This is a genomic window from Streptomyces sp. RKND-216, assembly GCF_004795255.1.
GTDB classification, from domain to species: Bacteria; Actinomycetota; Actinomycetes; order Streptomycetales; family Streptomycetaceae; genus Streptomyces; species Streptomyces hazeniae.
In genome coordinates, this window is record NZ_SSBQ01000002.1 from 1,967,724 (window position 1) to 1,987,967 (window position 20,244).

General features: G+C 69.5%; 18 protein-coding genes. 9 read left to right on the forward strand and 9 right to left on the reverse strand.

Annotated features, from left to right (window positions below):
* Positions 1-67 precede the first annotated feature (67 nt).
* Complete coding sequence (locus E4198_RS08505) at positions 68-1,279, reverse strand: pyridoxal phosphate-dependent aminotransferase (protein WP_136182641.1); 1,212 nt, start codon at positions 1,277-1,279, stop codon at positions 68-70.
* Positions 1,280-1,358: 79 nt separating this feature from the next.
* On the opposite strand from E4198_RS08505, the gene E4198_RS08510 reads away from it, so the two are divergent.
* From E4198_RS08510 to E4198_RS08525, 4 genes are all read left to right on the forward strand, one after another.
* Complete coding sequence (locus E4198_RS08510) at positions 1,359-1,988, forward strand: TetR family transcriptional regulator (protein ID WP_136182642.1); 630 nt, start codon at positions 1,359-1,361, stop codon at positions 1,986-1,988.
* A 362-nt stretch (positions 1,989-2,350) separates the two neighbouring features.
* A complete protein-coding gene (locus tag E4198_RS08515; protein WP_136182643.1) occupies positions 2,351-2,554 on the forward strand; it encodes a cold-shock protein in 204 nt (67 codons plus the stop codon).
* A 329-nt stretch (positions 2,555-2,883) separates the two neighbouring features.
* Positions 2,884-4,362, forward strand: coding sequence for a DEAD/DEAH box helicase (locus E4198_RS08520; protein WP_136182644.1), 1,479 nt, complete (start codon positions 2,884-2,886; stop codon positions 4,360-4,362).
* A gap of 104 nt (positions 4,363-4,466) precedes the next feature.
* Positions 4,467-4,775 (forward strand): SCO5918 family protein, encoded by a 309-nt coding sequence (locus tag E4198_RS08525; RefSeq protein ID WP_136182645.1) that lies wholly within the window; start codon positions 4,467-4,469, stop codon positions 4,773-4,775.
* 14 nt (positions 4,776-4,789) lie between these two features.
* Here the strand turns inward: E4198_RS08525 and E4198_RS08530 are convergent, their stop codons facing one another.
* The 8 genes from E4198_RS08530 to E4198_RS08565 form a co-directional block, all read right to left on the reverse strand.
* The gene (locus tag E4198_RS08530; RefSeq protein ID WP_136182646.1) at positions 4,790-5,149 is read right to left on the reverse strand and encodes a hypothetical protein; all 360 of its coding nucleotides are present in this window, start codon (positions 5,147-5,149) and stop codon (positions 4,790-4,792) included.
* Between the two features lie 175 nt (positions 5,150-5,324).
* Positions 5,325-5,666 (reverse strand): MerR family transcriptional regulator, encoded by a 342-nt coding sequence (locus E4198_RS08535; protein ID WP_136182647.1) that lies wholly within the window; start codon positions 5,664-5,666, stop codon positions 5,325-5,327.
* Positions 5,667-6,428: 762 nt separating this feature from the next.
* Positions 6,429-8,456 (reverse strand): thioredoxin domain-containing protein, encoded by a 2,028-nt coding sequence (locus tag E4198_RS08540; protein ID WP_136182648.1) that lies wholly within the window; start codon positions 8,454-8,456, stop codon positions 6,429-6,431.
* Between the two features lie 267 nt (positions 8,457-8,723).
* Positions 8,724-9,701: an aldo/keto reductase gene (locus E4198_RS08545; RefSeq protein WP_136182649.1), complete on the reverse strand. Its 978-nt coding sequence runs from the start codon at positions 9,699-9,701 to the stop codon at positions 8,724-8,726.
* A 102-nt stretch (positions 9,702-9,803) separates the two neighbouring features.
* The gene (cmlS, locus tag E4198_RS08550; RefSeq protein ID WP_136182650.1) at positions 9,804-11,519 is read right to left on the reverse strand and encodes a chloramphenicol-biosynthetic FADH2-dependent halogenase CmlS; all 1,716 of its coding nucleotides are present in this window, start codon (positions 11,517-11,519) and stop codon (positions 9,804-9,806) included.
* An 84-nt stretch (positions 11,520-11,603) separates the two neighbouring features.
* Positions 11,604-12,986, reverse strand: a complete 1,383-nt coding sequence (locus E4198_RS08555; RefSeq protein ID WP_136182651.1) for a fatty acid--CoA ligase family protein — start codon at positions 12,984-12,986, stop codon at positions 11,604-11,606.
* Entirely contained in the window at positions 12,987-13,676 is a 690-nt protein-coding gene (locus E4198_RS08560) for an SDR family oxidoreductase (protein WP_247597599.1), read from the reverse strand.
* A gap of 13 nt (positions 13,677-13,689) precedes the next feature.
* Positions 13,690-13,998: a hypothetical protein gene (locus E4198_RS08565; RefSeq protein WP_247597600.1), complete on the reverse strand. Its 309-nt coding sequence runs from the start codon at positions 13,996-13,998 to the stop codon at positions 13,690-13,692.
* A 448-nt stretch (positions 13,999-14,446) separates the two neighbouring features.
* On the opposite strand from E4198_RS08565, the gene E4198_RS08570 reads away from it, so the two are divergent.
* The 5 genes from E4198_RS08570 to E4198_RS08585 all read left to right on the forward strand — a co-directional run bounded on the left by E4198_RS08570 (position 14,447) and on the right by E4198_RS08585 (position 20,210).
* Positions 14,447-15,718 carry an ATP-grasp domain-containing protein gene (locus E4198_RS08570; RefSeq protein ID WP_136182653.1) on the forward strand — a complete coding sequence of 424 codons (1,272 nt, stop codon included), beginning with the start codon at positions 14,447-14,449 and terminating at the stop codon, positions 15,716-15,718.
* A 40-nt stretch (positions 15,719-15,758) separates the two neighbouring features.
* The gene (locus E4198_RS08575; RefSeq protein ID WP_348771294.1) at positions 15,759-16,853 is read left to right on the forward strand and encodes a PLP-dependent aminotransferase family protein; all 1,095 of its coding nucleotides are present in this window, start codon (positions 15,759-15,761) and stop codon (positions 16,851-16,853) included.
* Positions 16,850-17,104: a hypothetical protein gene (locus E4198_RS25790; RefSeq protein ID WP_348771295.1), complete on the forward strand. Its 255-nt coding sequence runs from the start codon at positions 16,850-16,852 to the stop codon at positions 17,102-17,104. The genes E4198_RS08575 and E4198_RS25790 overlap by 4 nt, the downstream gene beginning before the upstream one ends.
* Before the next feature lie 105 nt (positions 17,105-17,209).
* Positions 17,210-18,775: an APC family permease gene (locus tag E4198_RS08580; RefSeq protein ID WP_136182654.1), complete on the forward strand. Its 1,566-nt coding sequence runs from the start codon at positions 17,210-17,212 to the stop codon at positions 18,773-18,775.
* 271 nt (positions 18,776-19,046) lie between these two features.
* Positions 19,047-20,210 carry a hypothetical protein gene (locus E4198_RS08585; RefSeq protein ID WP_136182655.1) on the forward strand — a complete coding sequence of 388 codons (1,164 nt, stop codon included), beginning with the start codon at positions 19,047-19,049 and terminating at the stop codon, positions 20,208-20,210.
* Positions 20,211-20,244: the final 34 nt, after the last annotated feature.

The window sequence follows — 20,244 nt, forward strand, 5'->3', positions numbered from 1 at the left end:
GGACAAAGTCCAAAGTTGACCCTCTTCGCGGAATGTGTGCACGGGAAGGCCCACCGACCCCCACCGGTCATGGCTGTCCGTAACCGTCCAGGAACGTACCGATACGGGTCACCGCGTCCGCCAGCTCCTGCGCCGGGGGCAACGTCACGATGCGGAAGTGGTCCGGCTCCGGCCAGTTGAAGCCCGTGCCGTGCACCACCATGATCTGCTCGGCCCGCAGCAGGTCCAGCACCATCTGCCGGTCGTCCTTGACCTTGAAGACCTTCGGGTCGAGCCGCGGAAAGAGGTACAGCGCACCCTTCGGCTTCACGCAGGTCACGCCCGGGATCTGCGTCAGCAGGTCGAACGCCACGTCGCGTTGCTCCAGGATCCGGCCGCCCGGCAGCACCAGCTCCTCGATGGACTGCCGCCCGCCCAGCGCCGTCGCCACCGCGTGCTGCGCCGGCATGTTGGCGCACAGCCGCATGTTGGCCAGGATGGTCAGGCCCTCGATGTAGGACTGCGCGTGGTGCTTCGGCCCGCACACCGCCAGCCAGCCCGAACGGAAGCCCGCCACCCGGTAGTTCTTGGACAGCCCGTTGAAGGTGAGCGTCAGCAGGTCGGGCGCCACCACGGCCGTCGGCGTGTGCGTCGCGCCGTCGTACAGGATGCGGTCGTAGATCTCGTCGCTGCACACGATCAGCCCGTGCCGACGGGCGATCTCGGTCAGCCCGCGCAGCATCTCCTCGTCGTACACCGCGCCCGTGGGGTTGTTCGGATTGATGATCACCAGCGCCTTGGTGCGGTCGGTGATCTTCCGCTCCACGTCCGCCAGGTCGGGCATCCAGTCGGCCTGCTCGTCGCAGCGGTAGTGCACGGCCGTGCCGCCGGACAGCGACACCGCCGCCGTCCACAGCGGATAGTCCGGCGCCGGGACCAGCACCTCGTCGCCGTCGTCCAGCAGCGCCTGCATCGACATCTGGATCAGTTCGGAGACGCCGTTGCCCAGGTACACGTCCTCGACCGACAGTTCGATGCCCTTGGTCTGGTAGTGCTGCATCACCGCGCGGCGGGCCGTGAGCAGCCCCTTCGCATCGCCGTAGCCGTGCGCGTCGCCCACGTTGCGCACCATGTCCTCAAGGATCTCCGGCGGGCACTCGAAACCGAACGCCGCCGGGTTCCCGGTGTTGAGCTTGAGGATGCGATGACCCGCCGCCTCGAGCCGCATGGCCTCCTCGAGCACCGGGCCACGGATCTCGTAGCAGACGTTGGCGAGCTTGGTCGACTGGATCACCTGCATACCGAAACCATACGGGCGACCCCCTGGAGGCGCCTGGTGTTTTCGGTCACGGCGGACCGACCGGGTGACAATGGAGGCCATGACCTCCGCACTTCCCGACGACGCCCCCGTCCCACCCGCCGGACGACGGCCCGGCCTGCGGGAGCGCAAGAAGATCCGCACCCGCAGAACGATCCGCGCCGCCGCCTACCGGCTCTTCGCCGAACACGGCTACGACGCCACGCCCGTCGACCGCATCGCCGAGGCCGCGGAGGTCTCGCCCAGCACCGTCTTCCGCTACTTCCCCACCAAGGAGGACATCGTCCTCACCGACGAGTACGACCCGCTCGTCGAAGAGGCGCTCCGTCGGCGCCCGGCCGCCGAGCCACCCGTCCGCGCCCTGCGCGAGGCGCTGTCCGAGGTGCTCGCGCAGTCCTACGAGGAGGACCTGGCCGAGGCCCACCAGCGGCTCCGCCTCATCCGCGACGTGCCCACCATCCGGGCCCGGATGTTCGAGCACAACGCGGAGACCAGCCGCCTGCTCACCCGCGTGCTCTCCGAACGCACCGGGCGCCCCGAGGACGACCTCGAACTCCGCGTCGTCACCGGCGCGATGCTCGGCGCGCTCACGGAGGCGATGGTGCTGTGGGCCGAACGCGGCATGCACGGCGACCTCTGGGAACCGGTCGGCCGCGCCCTCGACGTCCTCGAACGCGGCCTCACCCTGTAGGAGACCCCGCCGGACTCATCCGGGCACCCTCCATCAGCCTGGCGCCGCGCTTCCCCGGAAATGACGCGAGACGACTGCACTATCTGCTCCCGCGAAGAGAGAATTCAACAGAAGCCGCGTACAGATTCACTGCAACGAAGAGCCGGAGCGGAAATCCTCACCGCACACCCGCCGTCACGACGTGCTAGTGTCGGCACCAGTTGCAGTTGTGGTTCCCAGTAATTCAGGTGCATTCCGGTCGGCGCTTTCGCCACTGGAGGCGGTTCTGTGGTCCCGGCATTTTCCGGGCGGGGTAATCATCGCGGCGACAACGGCGTCCGCACGGTGCGGACGCCGATGACACTGCCCCGAAGGAGAATGACATGGCTACCGGTACCGTGAAGTGGTTCAATTCGGAAAAGGGTTTCGGCTTCATCGAGCAGGACGGTGGCGGCCCCGACGTGTTCGCCCACTACTCGAACATCGCCGCCCAGGGCTTCCGTGAGCTGCTCGAAGGCCAGAAGGTGAACTTCGACATCGGCCAGGGCCAGAAGGGCCCGTCCGCGGAGAACATCGTTCCCGCCTGACGCGACTGACGTACTCGTGCCGCCGGTGCCCGCATCCTTCGGGGTGCGGGCACCGGCGGCATACGCCTCTGACAGCGGCATGCCCCGGGGACTGTCCCGAGTACTGCGTACTCACGCGCAGTCCGCGTCCACAGCCGCGACCGTCCGGTGATGTCGCCAGACCACTGGCGACACCCCCGCGCTGCCGCCCTGACCGGCTGCGGCACCCCCGCACGGACCGCACGCGACGGGATTCCCCCGCGCGCTCACCTCGGCTCATTCATGCAGTTCTCGCGCTGATCACGGCTGTGGGAATTCCTCGGCATGCGCCGCCTCCAGGAAGTTTCCCCATGAACCGCACACGCACGAACAACCGCTACGCCCGCACCCGCGACGGCAGCGCCCGCCAGGCGCAGAGCGGCGGCCGGCTCGGCTCGCCGAACCCGGGCCGCTCCGGTGGTCACGGTCGCCGGTCCGCCGCACCGCACGGCGAGTTCACTCTCCCCCGGACTCTCACCCCCGCGCTGCCGGCCGCGGAGGAATTCGACGACCTCGAGATGCCGCAGGAGCTTCGGGCCGCACTCCGCTCGCAGGGCGTGACCGTTCCCTTCCCGATCCAGGCGGCGACACTGCCGAACTCCCTGGCTGGCCGCGACGTGCTGGGGCGCGGGCGCACCGGCTCCGGCAAGACCCTCGCCTTCGGCCTGGCGCTGCTCGCCCGCACGGCCGGCCGGCGTGCCGCGCCCGGGAAGCCGTTGGGGCTGATCCTCGTCCCGACGCGGGAACTGGCGCAGCAGGTCACGGACGCACTCACGCCGTACGCCCGGGCCGTGAAACTGCGCCTCGCAACGGTCGTGGGCGGGATGTCGATCGCCAAGCAGACCAACAGGCTGCGGGGCGGCGCGGAGATCGTCGTCGCCACCCCCGGGCGCCTCACGGATCTCATCAACCGCGCCGACTGCCGACTGGACCAGGTCTCCATCACCGTCCTCGACGAGGCGGACCAGATGGCCGACATGGGCTTCATGCCCCAGGTCACCGCCCTGCTCGACCAGGTCGGGCCAGCCGGGCAGTGCATGCTGTTCTCGGCCACCCTCGACCGCAACGTCGACCTCCTCGTGCGCCGCTACCTCCACGACCCCGTCGTGCACTCCGTCGACCCCTCCGCGGGGGCGGTCACGACCATGGAGCACCACGTGCTCCATGTCCGCGGCGCCGACAAGCACGCGGCCACCACGGAGATCGCCGCGCGTGACGGCCGCGTCCTCATGTTCCTCGACACCAAGCACGCGGTCGACCGCCTCACCACGCATCTGCTGAGCCGCGGGGTACGGGCCGCCGCCCTGCACGGGGGGAAGTCACAGCCGCAGCGCACCCGCACGCTGGCGCAGTTCAAGACCGAGCACGTCAGCGTGCTCGTGGCGACGAACGTCGCCGCGCGCGGGATCCACGTCGACAAACTCGACCTCGTCGTGAACGTCGACCCGCCGAGCGACCACAAGGACTATCTCCACCGCGGCGGTCGTACGGCCCGCGCCGGCGAGTCCGGCAGCGTCGTCACGCTGGTCACCCCGCACCAGCGGCGAGGAGTCACGCGCTTGATGGCGGCGGCAGGTATCGTTCCGCAGACTACCGAGGTCCGCTCGGGCGAGGAGGACCTCCGGCGCATCACCGGTGCGCGGACCCCTTCAGGTGTCCCCGTCGTCATCACCGAACCGGTGGCCGAGCGGTCCAAGAGGCGCAGTGCCACCTCACGCGGCCGACGCCGCCCTGCCGCGTCGCCCCGGCGGAGGCCCGTACGGCAGTCAGCCCCGGGCTCGGCGTCCTGAACGCCACCGATGGCCCAACAGCCCGGCAGAGCCAAGGCGTGCCGGCCCGTTCCCCCTGCAGGCCCCCTCAACCGGCCCGCCCCCTCCTCCCCCTGTGAGGCATCATGCGCTGTGTCATCGCCCGCTATCCGTTCGATCTGACCAAGAGTGGCGTGCTCGAATCGATGAAGGACGTCAAGCCGGAGCCGGTCACCGGTGACTACGTCGTGATCGGCCGACGCCACTACTCCGCCAAGCAGGTCGGCCAGGTGATCACGCGCCAGGACCGGCGCGACTTCACCTCCGCCGAGGTGCTGCGGGCCATGGCCCGGCTCGGCTTCGCCTGTCGCGCACGGTCCACGGCCTCATCGGCACCCGCGGACAGCCCGTACGAGCGGGCTTCCGCCATGCTCGGCCCCGCCCGCTTTGTCTGACGGGGCTCGGCGGGTCAGTAGTCGGAGTAGCTGAAGTCCCCCACGGTCCAGGCACTGACATCCTCGATGGCCACGCGGTACATCCCGCCGGTCTCGGGAATGCCCACAGTGCCCTGCAGGATCCGGGCGACATGGAAGTGCAGATGTGTGGGTGGCCCGTCCTTCTTCGCGGGAGAGTCGAAGACGGCAGAGAACTCGCCCAGGCGGTCGGAAGCCGTCAGCACCTCCGACACCCTCTGCCGCCACACGGATTCGGGAGCCAGGCGACCGGTGATGACGGCACCACCGGTGACCACGGTCAGGGACATCTGGTTGCTCTGCCCGGACTCCACACGGGCGGCCACGTCAATGATCAGCTCGTCAGGCTTCGGCATGGCAGCCCATTCTAGGCGCCGGGCCCTGCTCCCCCGTTCCGCCCTCCCACCGGCGACACGCGAGCACCGGCGCAATCGACGCGCAGGATCATCGGCCACCTCCCATGAGGACCTTCCGGGCGCGTGAGCAGGCACGAAGCCGAACGGAGCGACTCGGAAACCGGCCGGTTCCGGGTCAGCCCGAGGCTTCCGGCCGCCCGGCGCCCCCGGCACGAAGCTGCTCGTTGATGCGCTGGGCCTCCTCGAGCTGGTCCTCGAGGATGATGATGCGGCAGGCGGCCTCGATAGGGGTGCCCTGGTCGACGAGTTCACGGGCCCGTGTGGCGATCCGCAGTTGGTAACGGGAGTAGCGACGGTGACCACCCTCCGACCGCAGCGGGGTGATCAGACGGTGCTCGCCGAGAGCGCGGAGAAACGCGGGGGTGGCGCCGAGCATGTCGGCGGCCCGGCCCATGGTGTATGCGGGGTAATCCTCGTCGTCGAGAGGAATGGAGGATCCGGGACGGGCAGGGGGCATAGACCTCTTCTTCCGATGGGACGCGTCGAGGGGCCCGAGCGCCGACCGGCGCTCGGGCCCCGAGCTTTCAACACCATCTGCCAGCTGACTGCGCTGACCTTCTGTGACCGCAGGTCCCGCCCGGAGGGCGGAGCTGCGGGGATCGCGGATGCGTGACCGGGGACCACCTTCCAATCCGGGGCCTGCGGTACCCGGGCGGTCCTATGCGCCCGGGCGATCCAAGATGGCGTTTCGCTCCTTCTCTCTTGTTCTTCCTGTACTTACCGGGTTATGCGGTACTGCTGTGCGGCCCCTGGGACCGCCCGGCCCGGCAACCGACGACAGAACCCACCACGTACGGCTCCGTCGCCCCGCTGCCGGTCCAGATTCACCTGCGCGGCAGTTCGTCCTCTGCCGCGCCCTTTCGACCTCTGGGCTACGGACAGAACACTAACCCCCGCAGTCGGCAATGTCTACTCTCGCCACTGCAGGTTTTCTGCCGGTGCCGACGTGGGGACTCTGCTCTGCCCACTGCGGGGGCGCCCCCGGCGAAGACGGAGCCGGCCATGCGCGCCCTGGCGGCGGCTGCCTGGTGGCCGCCGCAACCGGTCGACGCGGCGCCGCGCTCGTGGGACCGCGGAAAGGGGAGGCCGGTGTGCCCGCGCCGGTGTGCCCGCGAGGGACGACGGGCGCCGTGGAGTACCGGGCGAGACCGTCGCCGGACACGATCGCCGGTGCTGCCCGGAGAGCGCCTTGGTGGAGTGGGGGCCCGGAAGGCCGGCGTCAGCCGGTGCGCAGCGCCTCGGCGAGCGTGTCGGGGTCCGTCGTGGGCGCCGAACAGACGAAACCGCGGCACACGTACGCCGCCGCGCGGCCCCCGACCAGCGGCCGGTCGGCCAGCAGCGGCTGCGCCGCGCCCGGCTCGCCCACGGCGACCACCGCGCCGGGCGCTGTCCCCAGCAGCGCCACCCGGTGCAGCGCGGACCGCGCCGGATCGTCCGCCTCACCGACGACCGCGACCTCCCGCGGCCCGTCCAGCAGCGCCTCCCCGGCCGCCAGCCCCCAGCCGATGAACCGCGCCGCGCGCGGCCCCAGCGCCCGTACGACCCCCAGCGCCCGTTCCGCCGCCGTTCGGTACCGGCTCTCGCCGGTGTGGGCCGCGTACGACAGCAGCGCCGCCGCCGCGGCCGTCCAACCGGACGGCGTCGCGCTGTCCGTCGGGTCCTGCGGGCGCCGGATCAGCCGCTCCGCGTCGTCCGCGGTGTCGAACAGCGTGCCGTCGTCGGCGGTGAAGTGCCGCAGCACCGCATCCAGCAGGGTGCCGGACACCTCCAGCCACGGCGTCTCGCCGGTCACCGCGTACAGCGCCATCAGGCCCTCGGCGACGTCCGCGTAGTCCTCCAGCACACCAGCGCTCGGCCCGGCCACGCCGTCCCGCGACGTGCGCACCAGCCGGCCCCGGTCGTCGGTGTGCACCGCGAGCAGCAGGTCCGCCGCCGCGCTCGCCGCCTCCACCAGGTCGGGGCGGTCGAAGTACGCGCCGGTCTCGGCGAGCGCCGCGACCGCCAGACCGTTCCACGCGGCGACGACCTTGTCGTCCCTCCCGGGACGCGGCCGCCCCTCCCGCGCGGCGAACAACCGCTCCCGCACGGACGCCAGCCGCTCCGCCTCCCCCGCGTCCTCGGCCTCCGCGGGCAGTTGGAGCACCGACGCGCCCTCCTCGAAGGTGCCGCCCTCCGTCACCGCGTAACGGGCCGCCGCGAACGCCCCGTCGTCCTCGCCCAGCACCTCGGCGAGCTGCGCGGGCGTCCACACGAAGAACGCGCCCTCCTTGTGTGCGCCGGACCCGTCGTCGCTGTCGGCGTCCAGCGCGGACGCGAACCCGCCCTCCTCGGTGCAAAGTTCCCGCACGATGAAGTCCGCCGTCTCCAACGCGACCCGCCGCGCCAGATCGCTGCCGGTCGCCCGCCACAGATGCGCGTACACCCGGCACAGCAGCGCGTTGTCGTACAGCATCTTCTCGAAGTGCGGCACCACCCACTCCGCGTCCACGGAGTAGCGGGCGAAGCCGCCGCCGAGCTGGTCGTAGATCCCGCCGCGCGCCATCGCCTCGCAGGTGGCGTCGACCATCTGCAGCGCACCGTCCGAACCGGTGCGCGCGTGGTGGCGCAGCAGGAACTCCAGCGCCATGGACGGCGGGAACTTCGGCGCCCCGCCGAACCCGCCGCGCTTCTCGTCGAACTCGCGGGTGAGCCCCAGCAGCGCGGCGCCCATCTCTTCCTCGCCGGGCGGCTGCGGGCCGTCGTACTTCAGCGTCCGCCCGGCCAGTTCGCCGGTGATCCGCTTCGCCACGTCGGCGACCTCGCCGCGCCGGTCGGCCCACGCGGTGGCCACGCCGTCCAGCACCTGCCGGAACGACGGCATGCCGTGCCGAGGCTGCGGGGGGAAGTACGTGCCGAAGTAGAACGGCTCCGCCTCGGGCGTGAGGAAGACCGTCATCGGCCAGCCGCCCTGCCCGGTGGCGGCCTGCACGGCCTCCATGTACACGGCGTCCACGTCGGGCCGCTCCTCGCGGTCCACCTTCACGGACACGAAGTGCGCGTTCAGGTACGCGGCCGTCTCGTCGTCCTCGAAGGACTCGTGCGCCATCACATGACACCAGTGGCACGAGCTGTATCCGACCGACAGCAGAACGGGCACGTCGCGCCGCCGTGCTTCGTCGAAGGCCGCTTGGCTCCAGTGCCACCAGTGCACCGGATTGTCGGCGTGCTGGAGCAGGTACGGGGACTGGGAGTCGGCCAGTCGGTTCATGGCGACATCGTCGCACGATCCGGTCCGTCCGGCCCAACCCGCGGGCCGGAACCAGGGCGCAGACGGGAGCCACGCGCGTTCACTTGTTGTGACGGGCAGATCACGCCACGCACCCGGCGGAGTGCACGAGGAATCCCGCTGTCCGAGCAGTGCCCCGAGGACGGCACGCGGTGCCCCTCACCGGCGCCCGGCACGGCCGGTGACCCCGGCCGCCCCGAGGAGGCCCCGGGTCTCCCTGTGCGGGCGCCCGGGGTGGGGAACCGCGGATCAGAGTCCCATCAGTTCCCTCTGCTCGGCGGTGTGGTGGTCGCCCGCGGCCATCGGGAGGGCGTCGAGGCGGGCGAGCTGGGCCGCTGTCAGTTCCACCGTTTCCGCCGCAGCGTTCTCTTCGACGCGGGTGACGCGACGGGTGCCGGGGATGGGCACGACGCCGTCGCCCCGCGCGAGCAGCCAGGCCAGGGCGGTCTGGGCCGGTGTCACCCCCGCCTCGGCGGCGACGGCCTCCACCGCGTCGGCGATGGGCTGGTTGCGCCGGAAGTTGTCCCCCATGAACCGGGGGTTGGTCGCCCGCAGGTCGGTGTCGTCGAAGTCGTCGGTCGAACGGACACCGCCGGTGAGGAACCCGTGGCCGAGCGGCGAGTAGGCCACGAAGCCGATGCCCAGCTCCCGCAGCGCCGGCAGGACGTCGGCCTCGGGGTCGCGGGTCCACAGGGAGTACTCCGACTGCAACGCGGTGACCGGGTGCACCGCATGGGCACGGCGGATGGTGCCGACGCCGGCCTCGGAGAGACCGATGTGGCGGACCTTCCCCTCGGCGACCAGTTCGGCGAGGGCACCGACGGTGTCCTCGACGGGTGTGCCCGGGTCGACCCGATGCTGGTAGTACAGATCGATGTAGTCGGTCCCCAGGCGCCGCAAGGAGCCCTCGACGCTGGTGCGGACGTTGGCCGGGCTGCTGTCGGGCACGCCGGGGCCGCCGCCCGCGTGGGAGACGAGGCCGAACTTCGTCGCCACCACGACGTCGTCGCGGCGCCCCCTGATCGCGCGGCCGACGAGCTCCTCGTTGGTGAACGGGCCGTAGATCTCGGCCGTGTCGAGGAAGGTGACGCCCAGCTCCAGCGCCCGGTGGACGGCGCGGACCGATTCGGCGTCACTCGTTCCCGACCCGGTGTAGCCGAAGGACATCCCCATGGCGCCCAGCCCGATCCGGGACACCTCGAGGTCACCCAGCTTGATGTGTTTCACGCGTCTCTCCGTGCGGGGGAAGGGGCGCCCGGTCGGTGCACGGCGCCGTGCACCGACCGGACATCGGAACGTGCGGACGTCGGAACGTCGCAGGTTCCGGGATCAGACCTCGTACTCGACGCCGACTCCGCCGAAGTGGAGCCGGCCCTGCACGACGACCTGGTCGCCGTTCTTGTCGTAGCCGGTGAGCAGTCCGGCCTCCATGAGCCGGAGCACGATCTGCGTGGTGAGCTCCTGCTTGCCGACCCGGCCGAGCCGCTTGACGAGCGCCTTGTACCCGAACTCCTCCTCCGCGAGGTCCTGGAAGACCTGCCGGACCTCCTCGTCCATGGAGTAGTGCGCCATGTCGAGCCCCTCCTGGTTGGAGAGGATCTCGCGCTGTTCGAGGCGGAAGCTGAGCGGCTCGACCCGGTAGTGCGGCTTCAGCAGGACCTTGCCACCCGTCCACCGGAACCGGGTGATGCGGTTGAGCCGCTTGGTCAGGTCGCTGATCCAGCGCACCCGGGCTGCGTTCAGCTCGTCCTCGGAGAAGTCGTCGCTCAGTCCGGGGCGCTGGTGCTTTCCGATGGAGATCATCGTGGACGCCCGGTCACGGAAGTCGGCGACCGAGGTGCCGGATTCCTCCTGTCCGTTGCCGGTCAGCTTCTCGAACCACTGCCTGCGGCTCAGGCGGTCGTCGTCGGACTCGGTGATCCGCCGCTTGCGCCAGAACTCGGAGTCCGGTTCGGTGAAGGACGCGAACGTGTAGAAGGACGCGAGGAACTGGTGGTACTGCTCGTAGGCCTCGCGGTAGGTGCGGTTGTACCAGGCGTGTACGGCGTCGCGTTCTTCCTCGTTGTGGGTGATCCGGTCGATCGCCGCGGCGGCGGAGACGGCCGACTGCGAGGCCAGGTGCACTCCCTGGGAGAACAGCGGGTCGGTGAAGCACGCGGCGTCCCCGCAGAGGAAGTAGCGGTCGGCGGAGAACACCTCGGTGTCGTAGGACCAGTCGTGCACGATCCGGACCTCGTCGGCCTGGTCCGCTCCGGCCAGGAGTTCGGTGGCCTGGGTACACTTCGCCAGGGTGGACCGGTAGAACTCGTCGGCGCCCATCTCCCGCACCTCGGCGGACTTGGAGCGGTCCACGACGAGACCGACGCTGTAGAGGTCGTCCTTGACCGGGATCATCCAGACCCAGCCGTCCTCGAAGGTGATCGAGTACGTCGTGCCCTTGAGGTCTCCCTTGAACGGGTCCTCCATCGTGAAATACGACCAGACCGCGAAGTTCTTGTAGAACTCGTCGTACCTGCGCACTCCGAGCTTGCGGACCAGGGGTCCACCCGAGCCGCCCGCGTCGATGACGAAGTCGCCCTCGACGGTCGTCGTCTCGTCGCCCTGCCGGACCGTCAGGGCTACGCCCTCGGGGCGGGAGAGGTCGACGTCGGTCACGGTGGCCTCCTCGACGACCGTGACGCCACGCGCCCTGGCCTCGTCGAGCAGGAGCTGGTCGAACTCGTCCCGCTTGACCTGGATGGCGTGGTCGAAGACCCACGGCGCGACCTTCGGCGCCGCGAACGAGAAGGTCCAGGGCGCCTGGTCCTGCCCCCAGAGGAAGGTGGCGGACGGCTTCTTCACGTAGTTCTGCGCGTCGATCCTCTCCTGGAGTCCGAGCCGGTTCAGGATCGACATCGTGCCGGGCAGCAGGGACTCGCCGATGCGGTAGCGCGGGAACCTGGTGCGCTCGTACACCGCGACGTCGTGGCCGAGCTTCTGCAAGGTGAGGGCCGCAACACAGCCGGCGGGGCCGCCGCCGATGATCGACACCTTCGATCGTGCCATCTGTTCTCCCTGGGACAAGAGGAAAGGAACGGCGCGTCCGGTCGGCCGCGCGTTCCGGTGTGAAAGGGTGCGTGCGAGGTTCGGTCAGGTCTTGCCGGGACGCGACGACGACCGCACCTTCTTGAGGCGTTCCGACATCCCCACGGAGTCGACCACGCTGATCTTCGAAGGAATCTTGAACGGCTCGACCTTGTCGGCGAGGAATTCGAGGACGTGCTTCCGCAGGGCCGCGCGGTTCGGTTCCCCCAGCGGTTTGATGTCCACGCACACGATCTGCCCGGTGATCGCGTTCGGCCTGCCGTAGACCACGCAGTCCTCGATGAGCGGACTGCTCAGCAGCACGGATTCCAGTTCGAGCGGGAGGAGTTTCTCGCCACCGACGTTGATGACTTCCTTCGCCCGGCCCCTGATCCTGAGGTACCCGTCCGCGGTCTCCTCGACCAGATCTCCGGTCCTGAACCAGTGGTCCTCGGTCAGCGAGTCGTCGCGGTAGTTCAGATACCCGAGGAACTGGGTCCTGCTCTTGAGCTGGAGTTCGCCGTCGACGATCCGGTATTCCACGTGGGCGTCCGAGATCTTGAAGTATGTGCTGCTCGACGACTCACTCGTCGTCGTCGCGATCCCGGTTTCGCTCGTGCCGAAGGTCTGGAGCAGCCGCACTCCGGGAAAGTTCCGGTTGACGCGCTTGAGCAGTTCGTCGGACATCGGTTCGGTGCCGTAGGTGACCAGCCGCAGACTGCTGAGGTCGTAGGTGCGGCGATAGTCGCCCATGAGGATCAGATTGAGGAACGTCGGGCTCGCGGGCAGTACCCGGATGCCGTGACGCTCGATCAGTCGGCAGATCTCCTCGGGGGTGCGCTCGCGCGGCAGGACCGCGGTGCTGCCGACGAGAAGCGCACTGAGCAGGGAGTTGATGCCACCGATGTGGTCGAACATCAGCACCATGAGAATGTTCAGCGGGGTTTCGCTGCGCCGGGGGCGCTTTTCCAGCTTCTCCCCGACCAGCGCGTCGAGGCTGTGCAGGATGACCTTCGGGGCGCCGGTGCTGCCGCTGCTGAGCAGGACGAGTCCCGCGGCCTTCTCGTCGCTGAGCCGCCCGATCATGGCGGCGGGTCCGGACGACGGCGCCGCGAGCTCCTCGACACCGAGTTCGGCACCGTCCGGCGTCACCAGGAACCGGGGCCTGCAGTGCTCGGTGACGGTGTCCAGGTCCCGCTCGCTGAGCGTCACCAGCGGGACGACGACGTTCCTGTTGAGGAACAGCGCGAGCAGGGTCGCTATGGAACCCAGCGAGTAGTTGCCGTTCACGACCACGACGTCGTGCGGAGCCACACCGTGCTTCTCCAGTACATCCTGCGTGTACCGGATCCGCTCCAGGAGCTCCTGGTAGGTGAATCCGTCCGCCTGGTCGAGGATCGCGGTTCGTGTGCCGAAGTTGGTGAACCGCCGTATCAGTTCGTCCCGCACTCAGTGCACCCCCCCAAGGAATAGCGTCTCGCCGGTGACGAAGGACGATTGCCGTCCGATGAGAAATTCAACGGGCCCTGTGATGTCGGATGTCGTGCACATGCGCCGTATCGCCTGGCGTTCGATCAGTGCGTCGATGTGGGACTGTGCGACCGTCCGGGTGAGCGCCGTGCGGACCGGTGGCAGCCCGATGGCGTTGACCCGGACACCGAAGCCGGACAGCTCCTTGCTCATGACCCGGACGAGTTGCTCGACCGCGCTCTTGCTGGCCGAGTAGGCCAGATGCCCCTCCAGCGCCCAGGGCACCGCGATCGTGCTCACGTTCAGGATCGCGGCACTCGGCTCGTCCGACTTGCGCAGCAGTTTCACGGCCTCGCGGCAACAATTCAGGACGGCGAAGAAGTTGACGTCGAAGATGTCCCTGGCGACGGATTCCGGAGTCGTCATGAAGTGGTTCATGGTGGACGTGCCCGCGTTGTTGATCAACGCGTCCAGGTGACCGTGCTCTTTCCGTACTGCACGGAACATCTTTTTGACCTGGGAGAGGTCGGTGACGTCGACCTGATGGTGCCCGTAATTCGGGTGGTCGATGGCGGACGGCTTCCTGCTGCACCCGATGACGTCGTGCCCGGTCTCGAGGAAGTGTTCGGCAAGTGACCTGCCGATCCCGGTCCGGGTGCCGGTGATCATTATTCTCATGCGGTCACGCCGCGTCGGCACCGACCAACTGCAGCTCCTCCTCAATGAACGCGATCAGCCGACGGACACTGCTGAACGGACTCACCCGGAGCGAGACGGCCTTCTCCGAAGCCAGAGTGACCTCTACCTCGAATTCATCCTCAAGGATTTCCTCCACCTGCGAGAGGAAGGCAACGAGATACATCGACTCGAATATCCCGTCGTTGCCGTAGAGGCACAGATCGAGGACATTGTCGGTGGGTATCTTCTCTTCGCGCATCGTATTGATGTCGTCGATCGCATCGACGATGATCTGCAGGATTCGATCCGTCAAGGCCGGCCTCCCTCTACTGGGCCCCATTCAGATGCGTCAGAGTCAACGCCCGGACCTTTATCGCATACGCCGGTGCGACGCGCAAGAGTCGTTCAGAATGTGCGAACGGCTGTGCAACTGCGCTGTTGCTCACTTGCACGGCGACCTCTCGACCAGGGCCGCGACCTGCACTCACGCCCTCGGGCGCCCTGCCTGCCTCTCTCCGCGCACGGACGTACTCCCGGGGGTGCGACGTTCCCCCCGAACTCTGTTGACAGGATCTCGGCACCCCGGCAAGAATCACGTCCGCTTGACGTCTTGTTCACTTCACGGTGCCCCTCGCCGCGAATTCGGAAACCAGATCCGACGAGCCTTCCAGTGAGTCGTGCATACGCGGAGCAGCCGCTTGTGAGCAGTTTCCGCAGCGCTCCGTGAATGCAGGCCTTCTCCGTGATCGCAAAGGAAAGCCATGACTGAACAGGCCACCCGCCGTTCCGACGCCACGCTTCGGGACACCGCTCCCGTCCTGCTGCTCGTGGGCAGCGGATTCCGCCCCTACCGCGAATACATCCTGGCCGCCGTCTCCCAGCACTACAGGCTGTGGCTCCTGGACTCCTCGGAGGCGACCTGGCAGCTGACGTACTGCGAGGGTGCCACCCGGGTCGACACCCGCGACCCGGAAGCCCTGCGCGAGGCGGCGGAAGCGCTCACGACATCGCTGCCGGTCGTGGGGGTCTTCACCTACGACGAATCGCAGGTCGTCTTCTGCGCACGCCTCGCTCAGGACCTCGGCCTGCCCGGCAGTCCGCCCGAGGCCGTCAGCGCCTGCCGCGACAAGGCGACCACGCGCGCCGTACTCACCGCCGCCGGCGTGCCCCAGCCGGCCTCGCGCACGGTCACCAACGCGGAGGAAGCGCTCGCCGCGGCCGAGGAGATCGGGTATCCGGTGATCGTCAAAGCCCGCGCGATGGCCGGCAGTGCCGGGGTCGTGCGCGTCGACAGCGCCGGGGAGGTGGCCGACGCCTTCGCCGCCGCCGACGGGACGGACGCCCTGGGTCTGTCCCGCCACGAGGAGAACGTCCTGGTGGAGGAGTTCCTGACCGGGCCGGAGATCAGCATCGACGCCGTCGTCCACGGCGGAGAGGTCACGCCGACCGTCCTGGCCCGCAAGCGCCTCGGCGGGGCACCGTATTTCGTGGAGACCGGGCACGACGTCGACGCGCAGGACCCGCTGCTCGGCGACGAGGACCTGATGGGCCAGTTGCAGGAGATCCACCGCGCACTGGGCTACGTCGACGGCGCCACCCACTCCGAGTTCAAGCTCACTCCACGGGGCCCCCGCCTGGTGGAGGTCAACGCCCGCCTCGGCGGAGACCTGATCCCCTACGTCGGTCTGCTGGCCTCCGGCGTCGACCCCACGGTCGCCGCCGCCCACGTCGCCGCCGGCCGGAAGCCCGACACCACCCCGGAGTTCCGCCGGTTCGCCGGCATCCGCTTCCTGCCGCCCGAGCGCACCTGCGAGGTCGTCGAGGTCGTCGTGCACGAGGAGCGGTTCGGTCCGACGATCCACGAGACGCGCGTCACCGCGCGCCCCGGCGGGCGCCTCGCGCCCCCGCCGGAGGCCTTCCTGACCCGCTACGCGCACGTCGTGGCCGTGGGTGAGGACCAGGAACAGGTGCTGGCCGACCTCGCGGCCCCGGAGCGCCTGGTCGAACTGCGCGCCCGTGCCCTGACCGACTGACCCGGAGCCGATCCCACGACGAGAACAGGACCCACGTCCCATGACGCGTATGTCCGAGGGTCTGAGCGGTGGTCCCGCCGACCTGGCCGACGTGCCCCTGGAGACGCGTTTGTCCACCGGCCCGCTCCACGCGTCGGTGAGCGACCCCGCGCTCACTTCCATGACCTTGCTCAACGAGATCGCGGGACGGTTCCCCGACGCCGTGTCCTTCGCGGCCGGGCGCCCGTACGAGGGCTTCTACGACGTCGCCGACCTCGGCCGCTACATGAGCGCCTTCGAGAACCACCTCACGGACGCGCTCGGTCTGAGCCCCGAGGCCACACGGCGCACGTTCTTCCAGTACGGGCGCACCAAGGGTTTCATCCACCACCTGATCGCCCGGCACCTGCGGAACGACGAAGGGCTCGATGTCGAGCCCGAGTCGGTGGTCGTCACCACCGGCGTGCAGGAAGCGACGGTCCTGGTGCTCCGGGCGCTGCGGACTGACACCCGCGACGTCGTCTTCGCCGCGTACCCGTCGTATGTCGGGTTCCTCGGCGCGACACGCCTCGTCGACATGCCCGTGAGATCCGTGCGCGAGGGCCCGGACGGCATCGACGTGGCCGACCTGGAGGAAAAGATCCGCCGAGCCCGGGCCGAAGGGCTGCGCCCCCGCGCCGTCTACGTGGTACCCGACTTCGCCAACCCCAGCGGTGCCAGCATGCCGTTGGCGGACCGGCGCGGTCTACTCGACCTGGCCGCACGCGAGGACGTCCTCGTTCTCGAGGACAACCCGTACTCGATGTTCCACTCGGGCGGTGAACGGCTGCCCACGCTCAAGTCCCTGGACGCGGAGCGACGCGTGGTCTACTTCGGGTCGTTCGCCAAGACCGCCTTCGCCGGAGCGCGGGTGGGGTATGTGGTGGCGGACCAGTCCGTCGTCGGAGGCTCCCTGTTCGCGGACGAGCTGGCCAAGCTCAAGAGCATGCTCACCCTCAACACGTCGACGGTCGCCCAGGCAATCATCGGCGGATTCCTGCTGGAGAACGGCTGCAGCGTGGAGCGCGCCTCCGCGCGGGAGGCCGAGGTCTACCGCGGGATCTGCGGGCCGTACTCACCGGCCTGGAGGAGTGGTTCGGCGCAGGCGGGCCCATGAGCGCCGCCGGAGTGTCCTGGAACGCCCCCAAGGGCGGCATGTTCGCAGTGGTCACGCTCCCCTTCCGCGCGGACGACGCCATGCTCGAGTACTCCGCCAGCCACTTCGGTGTGCTGTGGACCCCCCTTCACCACTTCTACGCGGGTAACGGCGGGTTTCACCAGATACGCCTGTCGTACAGCGTGCTGACGCACCGACAGATCGCTCTCGGGATCGAGCGCCTCGCCGCGCTCATCGCCGACCGCACCTGACATCACCGCCCGAGCGGCACAAGGAGCCCAGGAGATGGAACCGACGACTCTGCGACCGGCCGTGCCCGTTGCCCGGACCACGGCCCATGAGGTGATCGCGTGACGATGACGGCTGAACCCCCGACGCCTTCGAAGCCCGGCCAGGACCACAAGCTGCGCCGCGAGCTCGGATTCTGGAGCCTCACGGGGATCGCGTTCGGCGCGATCATCGGCTCCGGCTGGCTGTTCGGCGCCTTCTACGGTGCCGCCGCCGCGGGCCCTGCGGCCGTGCTGTCATGGGTCATCGCGGGTGCGGCGCTCACGTTGATCGCACTGGTCCTCGTCGAACTGGGCTCGGGGACCCCGGAGTCCGGCGGCTTGGTGCGCTGGCCCTTCATCGCCAACGGGCCGCTCGCCGGCACCCTCGTCGGCTGGGCCGTGCTGCTCGCCGTCGCCAACTCGATGGCGGCCCAGGCGTCCGCGATCGTGCAGTACGCGGACCGGTACCTGCCCGGGCTGTTCGTCGACGGCTCCCTGTCCGCGTCGGGCAAGGCCGTCGGCGCCGCGCTGCTGCTCGTGCTCGTCGTGCTGAACTGGTTCGGGGTCAAGCTGTTCGCACGCCTGAACCTCGTCGCCACCGTGATCAAGGTCCTGATACCGGTCGTCACCGTGGTGGCGCTGCTCGTGTCGAGCTTTCACCCCGGCAACGTCTCCGCCGGCGGCGGGTTCGCGCCCTACGGCTGGTCGGCCTCACTGACCGCGATCGCCGGGGCGGGGATCATCTACGCCCTCAACGGCTTCGCCACGCCGATCGAGCTGTCGGGCGAGGCACGCAACCCGCGCCGGGACATCCCCCGCGCGGTGCTGACCGCCATCGTGCTCTCCGTCGCGCTGAACGTCGTCCTGCAGCTCGCCTTCGTCCTCGCCGTGCCGGAGGCCAGCCTCGGCTCGGGCTGGACGGGGCTGAGCTTCTCCTCGCCGTTCGGCGAACTCGCCCTGCTCCTGAACCTGGGCTGGCTCGCCACTCTCATCTACGCCGACGCCGTGTTCTCGCCGTCGGGCTCGACGTACGTGATGGTCGCGGCCGGCAGCCGCGAGACGTACGGGGTGGCCAAGAACCGCGGGCTGCCGCGGCGGTTCGCCGCCGTGCAGGACCGGACCGGGGTGCCGAGGAACGCGCTGGCGCTGAACTTCGTGCTCAGCATGGTGTGCCTGCTCCCCGCCGAGGGCTGGCAGGAGATCATCGGCATGGTGGGCGTGCTCGCGCTGCTCACCTACTCGCTGTGCACCGTGGCCGCGGGCACCTTCCGCGTCGCGGCACCCGAGCGTCTCGCGGGCTGGGTCCGCGGGCTGGGCTGGATCGCTCCGGCCGGCTTCGTCGTCGGCTCGGAGCTGGTCTACTGGGCCTCGTGGGAGACGCTGCGCACGGCGCTGCCGGCGATGATGGCCGCAGTCCTCCTCTTCGTCGCACTGCGCCGCCGCGAACTCGACATCATGACCGAGCTGCGGACCGGGCTGTGGCTGCTCGCGTTCATGTCCTGGCAACTGGTCCTCTCCGGCCTCGGCACGTTCGGTGGCGCGGGGATCGTCCCCGCTCCGTGGGACACCGTCGCCGTGGCTGTGTGCGGGGTGCTCACCTACCACTGGGGGGTGCGCTCCGGCGCGGCGTACCTGCGTCGCCACCCGTCGTGACCTCCTGGGGCCAGGGACGGGGTTGCGAGGCGTCCGCGACCACGGTGCGCCCGCTCCCCGCGGCCGTCCGTTCGCCGCGCCCTTCCCGGCCGGACGGACGCCCGTTCAAGTGAGATGTTCCGCAGTTGTACGGGACGTTCCGCACCCCGCGTCCGCCTGCGTCTGTACGCCCTTGAGAAATCCCGCACGGATCGACAAACTCCAAGCTGCCAACCGACTTCGTGAGCACACCGAGTCCTGCCGCACGCCCCTTAGAAGGAACTGAGCGCTGATGCCCGGCCTTTCTCTGCGTCCCGACGCGCTCAGCGTGCGGGGCCTCTTCAGCTTCCTCCGCGATCTCGACCTGGACTGCGACATCAACCCGTGCGCCGCCTGGATCGGTGCGCTGGACCCGGAGCGCGCGGACGATCCGGCCGGCGTGGTGGAATTGCTCCGCGCATTCGGCCTCACCGGTGCGCTGGCGCATCTCCTCGGCATCGACGAGTCCGAGGTGACCGCGACCTGCGTCGTCCACGAAACACCCATGGACGGCGGCACGGACCAGCTCGCCGAGCCGATGTCGGACTACCACAACGGCCGCCCGCTGCGACTCGACGAGGCGGCCCTCATCGCCTGCTGGCCCCGCTCGGACGGCGAGCACGTGGTCTTCGTCAAGCTGAACCACCTGGTCGTCGACCTGGGAGACGCGGTGGCCGTACTCAAGGCGGTTCGGGCCCATCTACGGGGTACTGCGCCCCGCCGCGTCGGCGCCCGCTACCGCGACCACGCGGCGCTGGTGGCCAGGTACGCCGCGCTCCCTCCGGCCGACCCCGACGTGGTGGAGAAGGCGCTCGGCGCCGTGCCCGAACCGGGGCGCAGGGGAATTCCGGTGATCTCCGAATCCAGCGAGCAGTGGCTGCCGTTGCGCAGAGGCATCTCCTTCGACGATCTCCTCAGCACCGTCACCGACATCGTGCTCCGGACGATCGGTGGGGGCCTGGTGCTGCAGTATCCGGTCTCGCGCTGGGAATTCGCACGGAAGGGCGGATACTTCGTCGAGATCAAACCTCTGGTGGTGCGCGGCGAATCGGCCGCGGACTACACGCCGGAGTACTTCCGGCAGACCCGGGACTTCTACGACTCCCTCGGTCGCTTCTCCCTGTCCGACCTCCCCTCGTTCGGCGCCGCCCTGGCCCGCGCACGGATGCCACGCATCGTCGTGTCGGACACGACGCTCATGCGCCCCGAACCGGACCTCTGGCAATGGATCCCAGTACGCACCCACCGAATCTTCGATGACCTGAAGTTCCTGGCCGACCGGTCGATGCCGGGGCCCCCGCTGCTGCGGCTGCAGTACAAGAACAGATTCCTGCCGCCGGAGGTCGTCACGGACATCCTGGGCCGGCTCGACGAGCGCGTCGGGACCGGCGGCGGACCACACGGGCACGCCGGGTGAGCGGGCCACCGTAGTCGTCCGCAGCCCCTCCCGT

Coding starts and splice junctions, on each gene's coding strand:
- E4198_RS08575 (WP_348771294.1), top strand. CDS start 15,759: ATGACGCGTATGTCCGAGGGTCTGAGCGGTGGTCCCGCCGACCTGGCC.
- E4198_RS08540 (WP_136182648.1), bottom strand. CDS start 8,456: ATGAACCGACTGGCCGACTCCCAGTCCCCGTACCTGCTCCAGCACGCC.
- E4198_RS08510 (WP_136182642.1), top strand. CDS start 1,359: ATGACCTCCGCACTTCCCGACGACGCCCCCGTCCCACCCGCCGGACGA.
- E4198_RS08530 (WP_136182646.1), bottom strand. CDS start 5,149: ATGCCGAAGCCTGACGAGCTGATCATTGACGTGGCCGCCCGTGTGGAG.
- E4198_RS08520 (WP_136182644.1), top strand. CDS start 2,884: ATGAACCGCACACGCACGAACAACCGCTACGCCCGCACCCGCGACGGC.
- E4198_RS08515 (WP_136182643.1), top strand. CDS start 2,351: ATGGCTACCGGTACCGTGAAGTGGTTCAATTCGGAAAAGGGTTTCGGC.
- E4198_RS08580 (WP_136182654.1), top strand. CDS start 17,210: ATGACGGCTGAACCCCCGACGCCTTCGAAGCCCGGCCAGGACCACAAG.
- E4198_RS08535 (WP_136182647.1), bottom strand. CDS start 5,666: ATGCCCCCTGCCCGTCCCGGATCCTCCATTCCTCTCGACGACGAGGAT.
- E4198_RS08585 (WP_136182655.1), top strand. CDS start 19,047: ATGCCCGGCCTTTCTCTGCGTCCCGACGCGCTCAGCGTGCGGGGCCTC.
- E4198_RS25790 (WP_348771295.1), top strand. CDS start 16,850: ATGAGCGCCGCCGGAGTGTCCTGGAACGCCCCCAAGGGCGGCATGTTC.
- cmlS (WP_136182650.1), bottom strand. CDS start 11,519: ATGGCACGATCGAAGGTGTCGATCATCGGCGGCGGCCCCGCCGGCTGT.
- E4198_RS08525 (WP_136182645.1), top strand. CDS start 4,467: ATGCGCTGTGTCATCGCCCGCTATCCGTTCGATCTGACCAAGAGTGGC.
- E4198_RS08570 (WP_136182653.1), top strand. CDS start 14,447: ATGACTGAACAGGCCACCCGCCGTTCCGACGCCACGCTTCGGGACACC.
- E4198_RS08505 (WP_136182641.1), bottom strand. CDS start 1,279: ATGCAGGTGATCCAGTCGACCAAGCTCGCCAACGTCTGCTACGAGATC.
- E4198_RS08560 (WP_247597599.1), bottom strand. CDS start 13,676: ATGATCACCGGCACCCGGACCGGGATCGGCAGGTCACTTGCCGAACAC.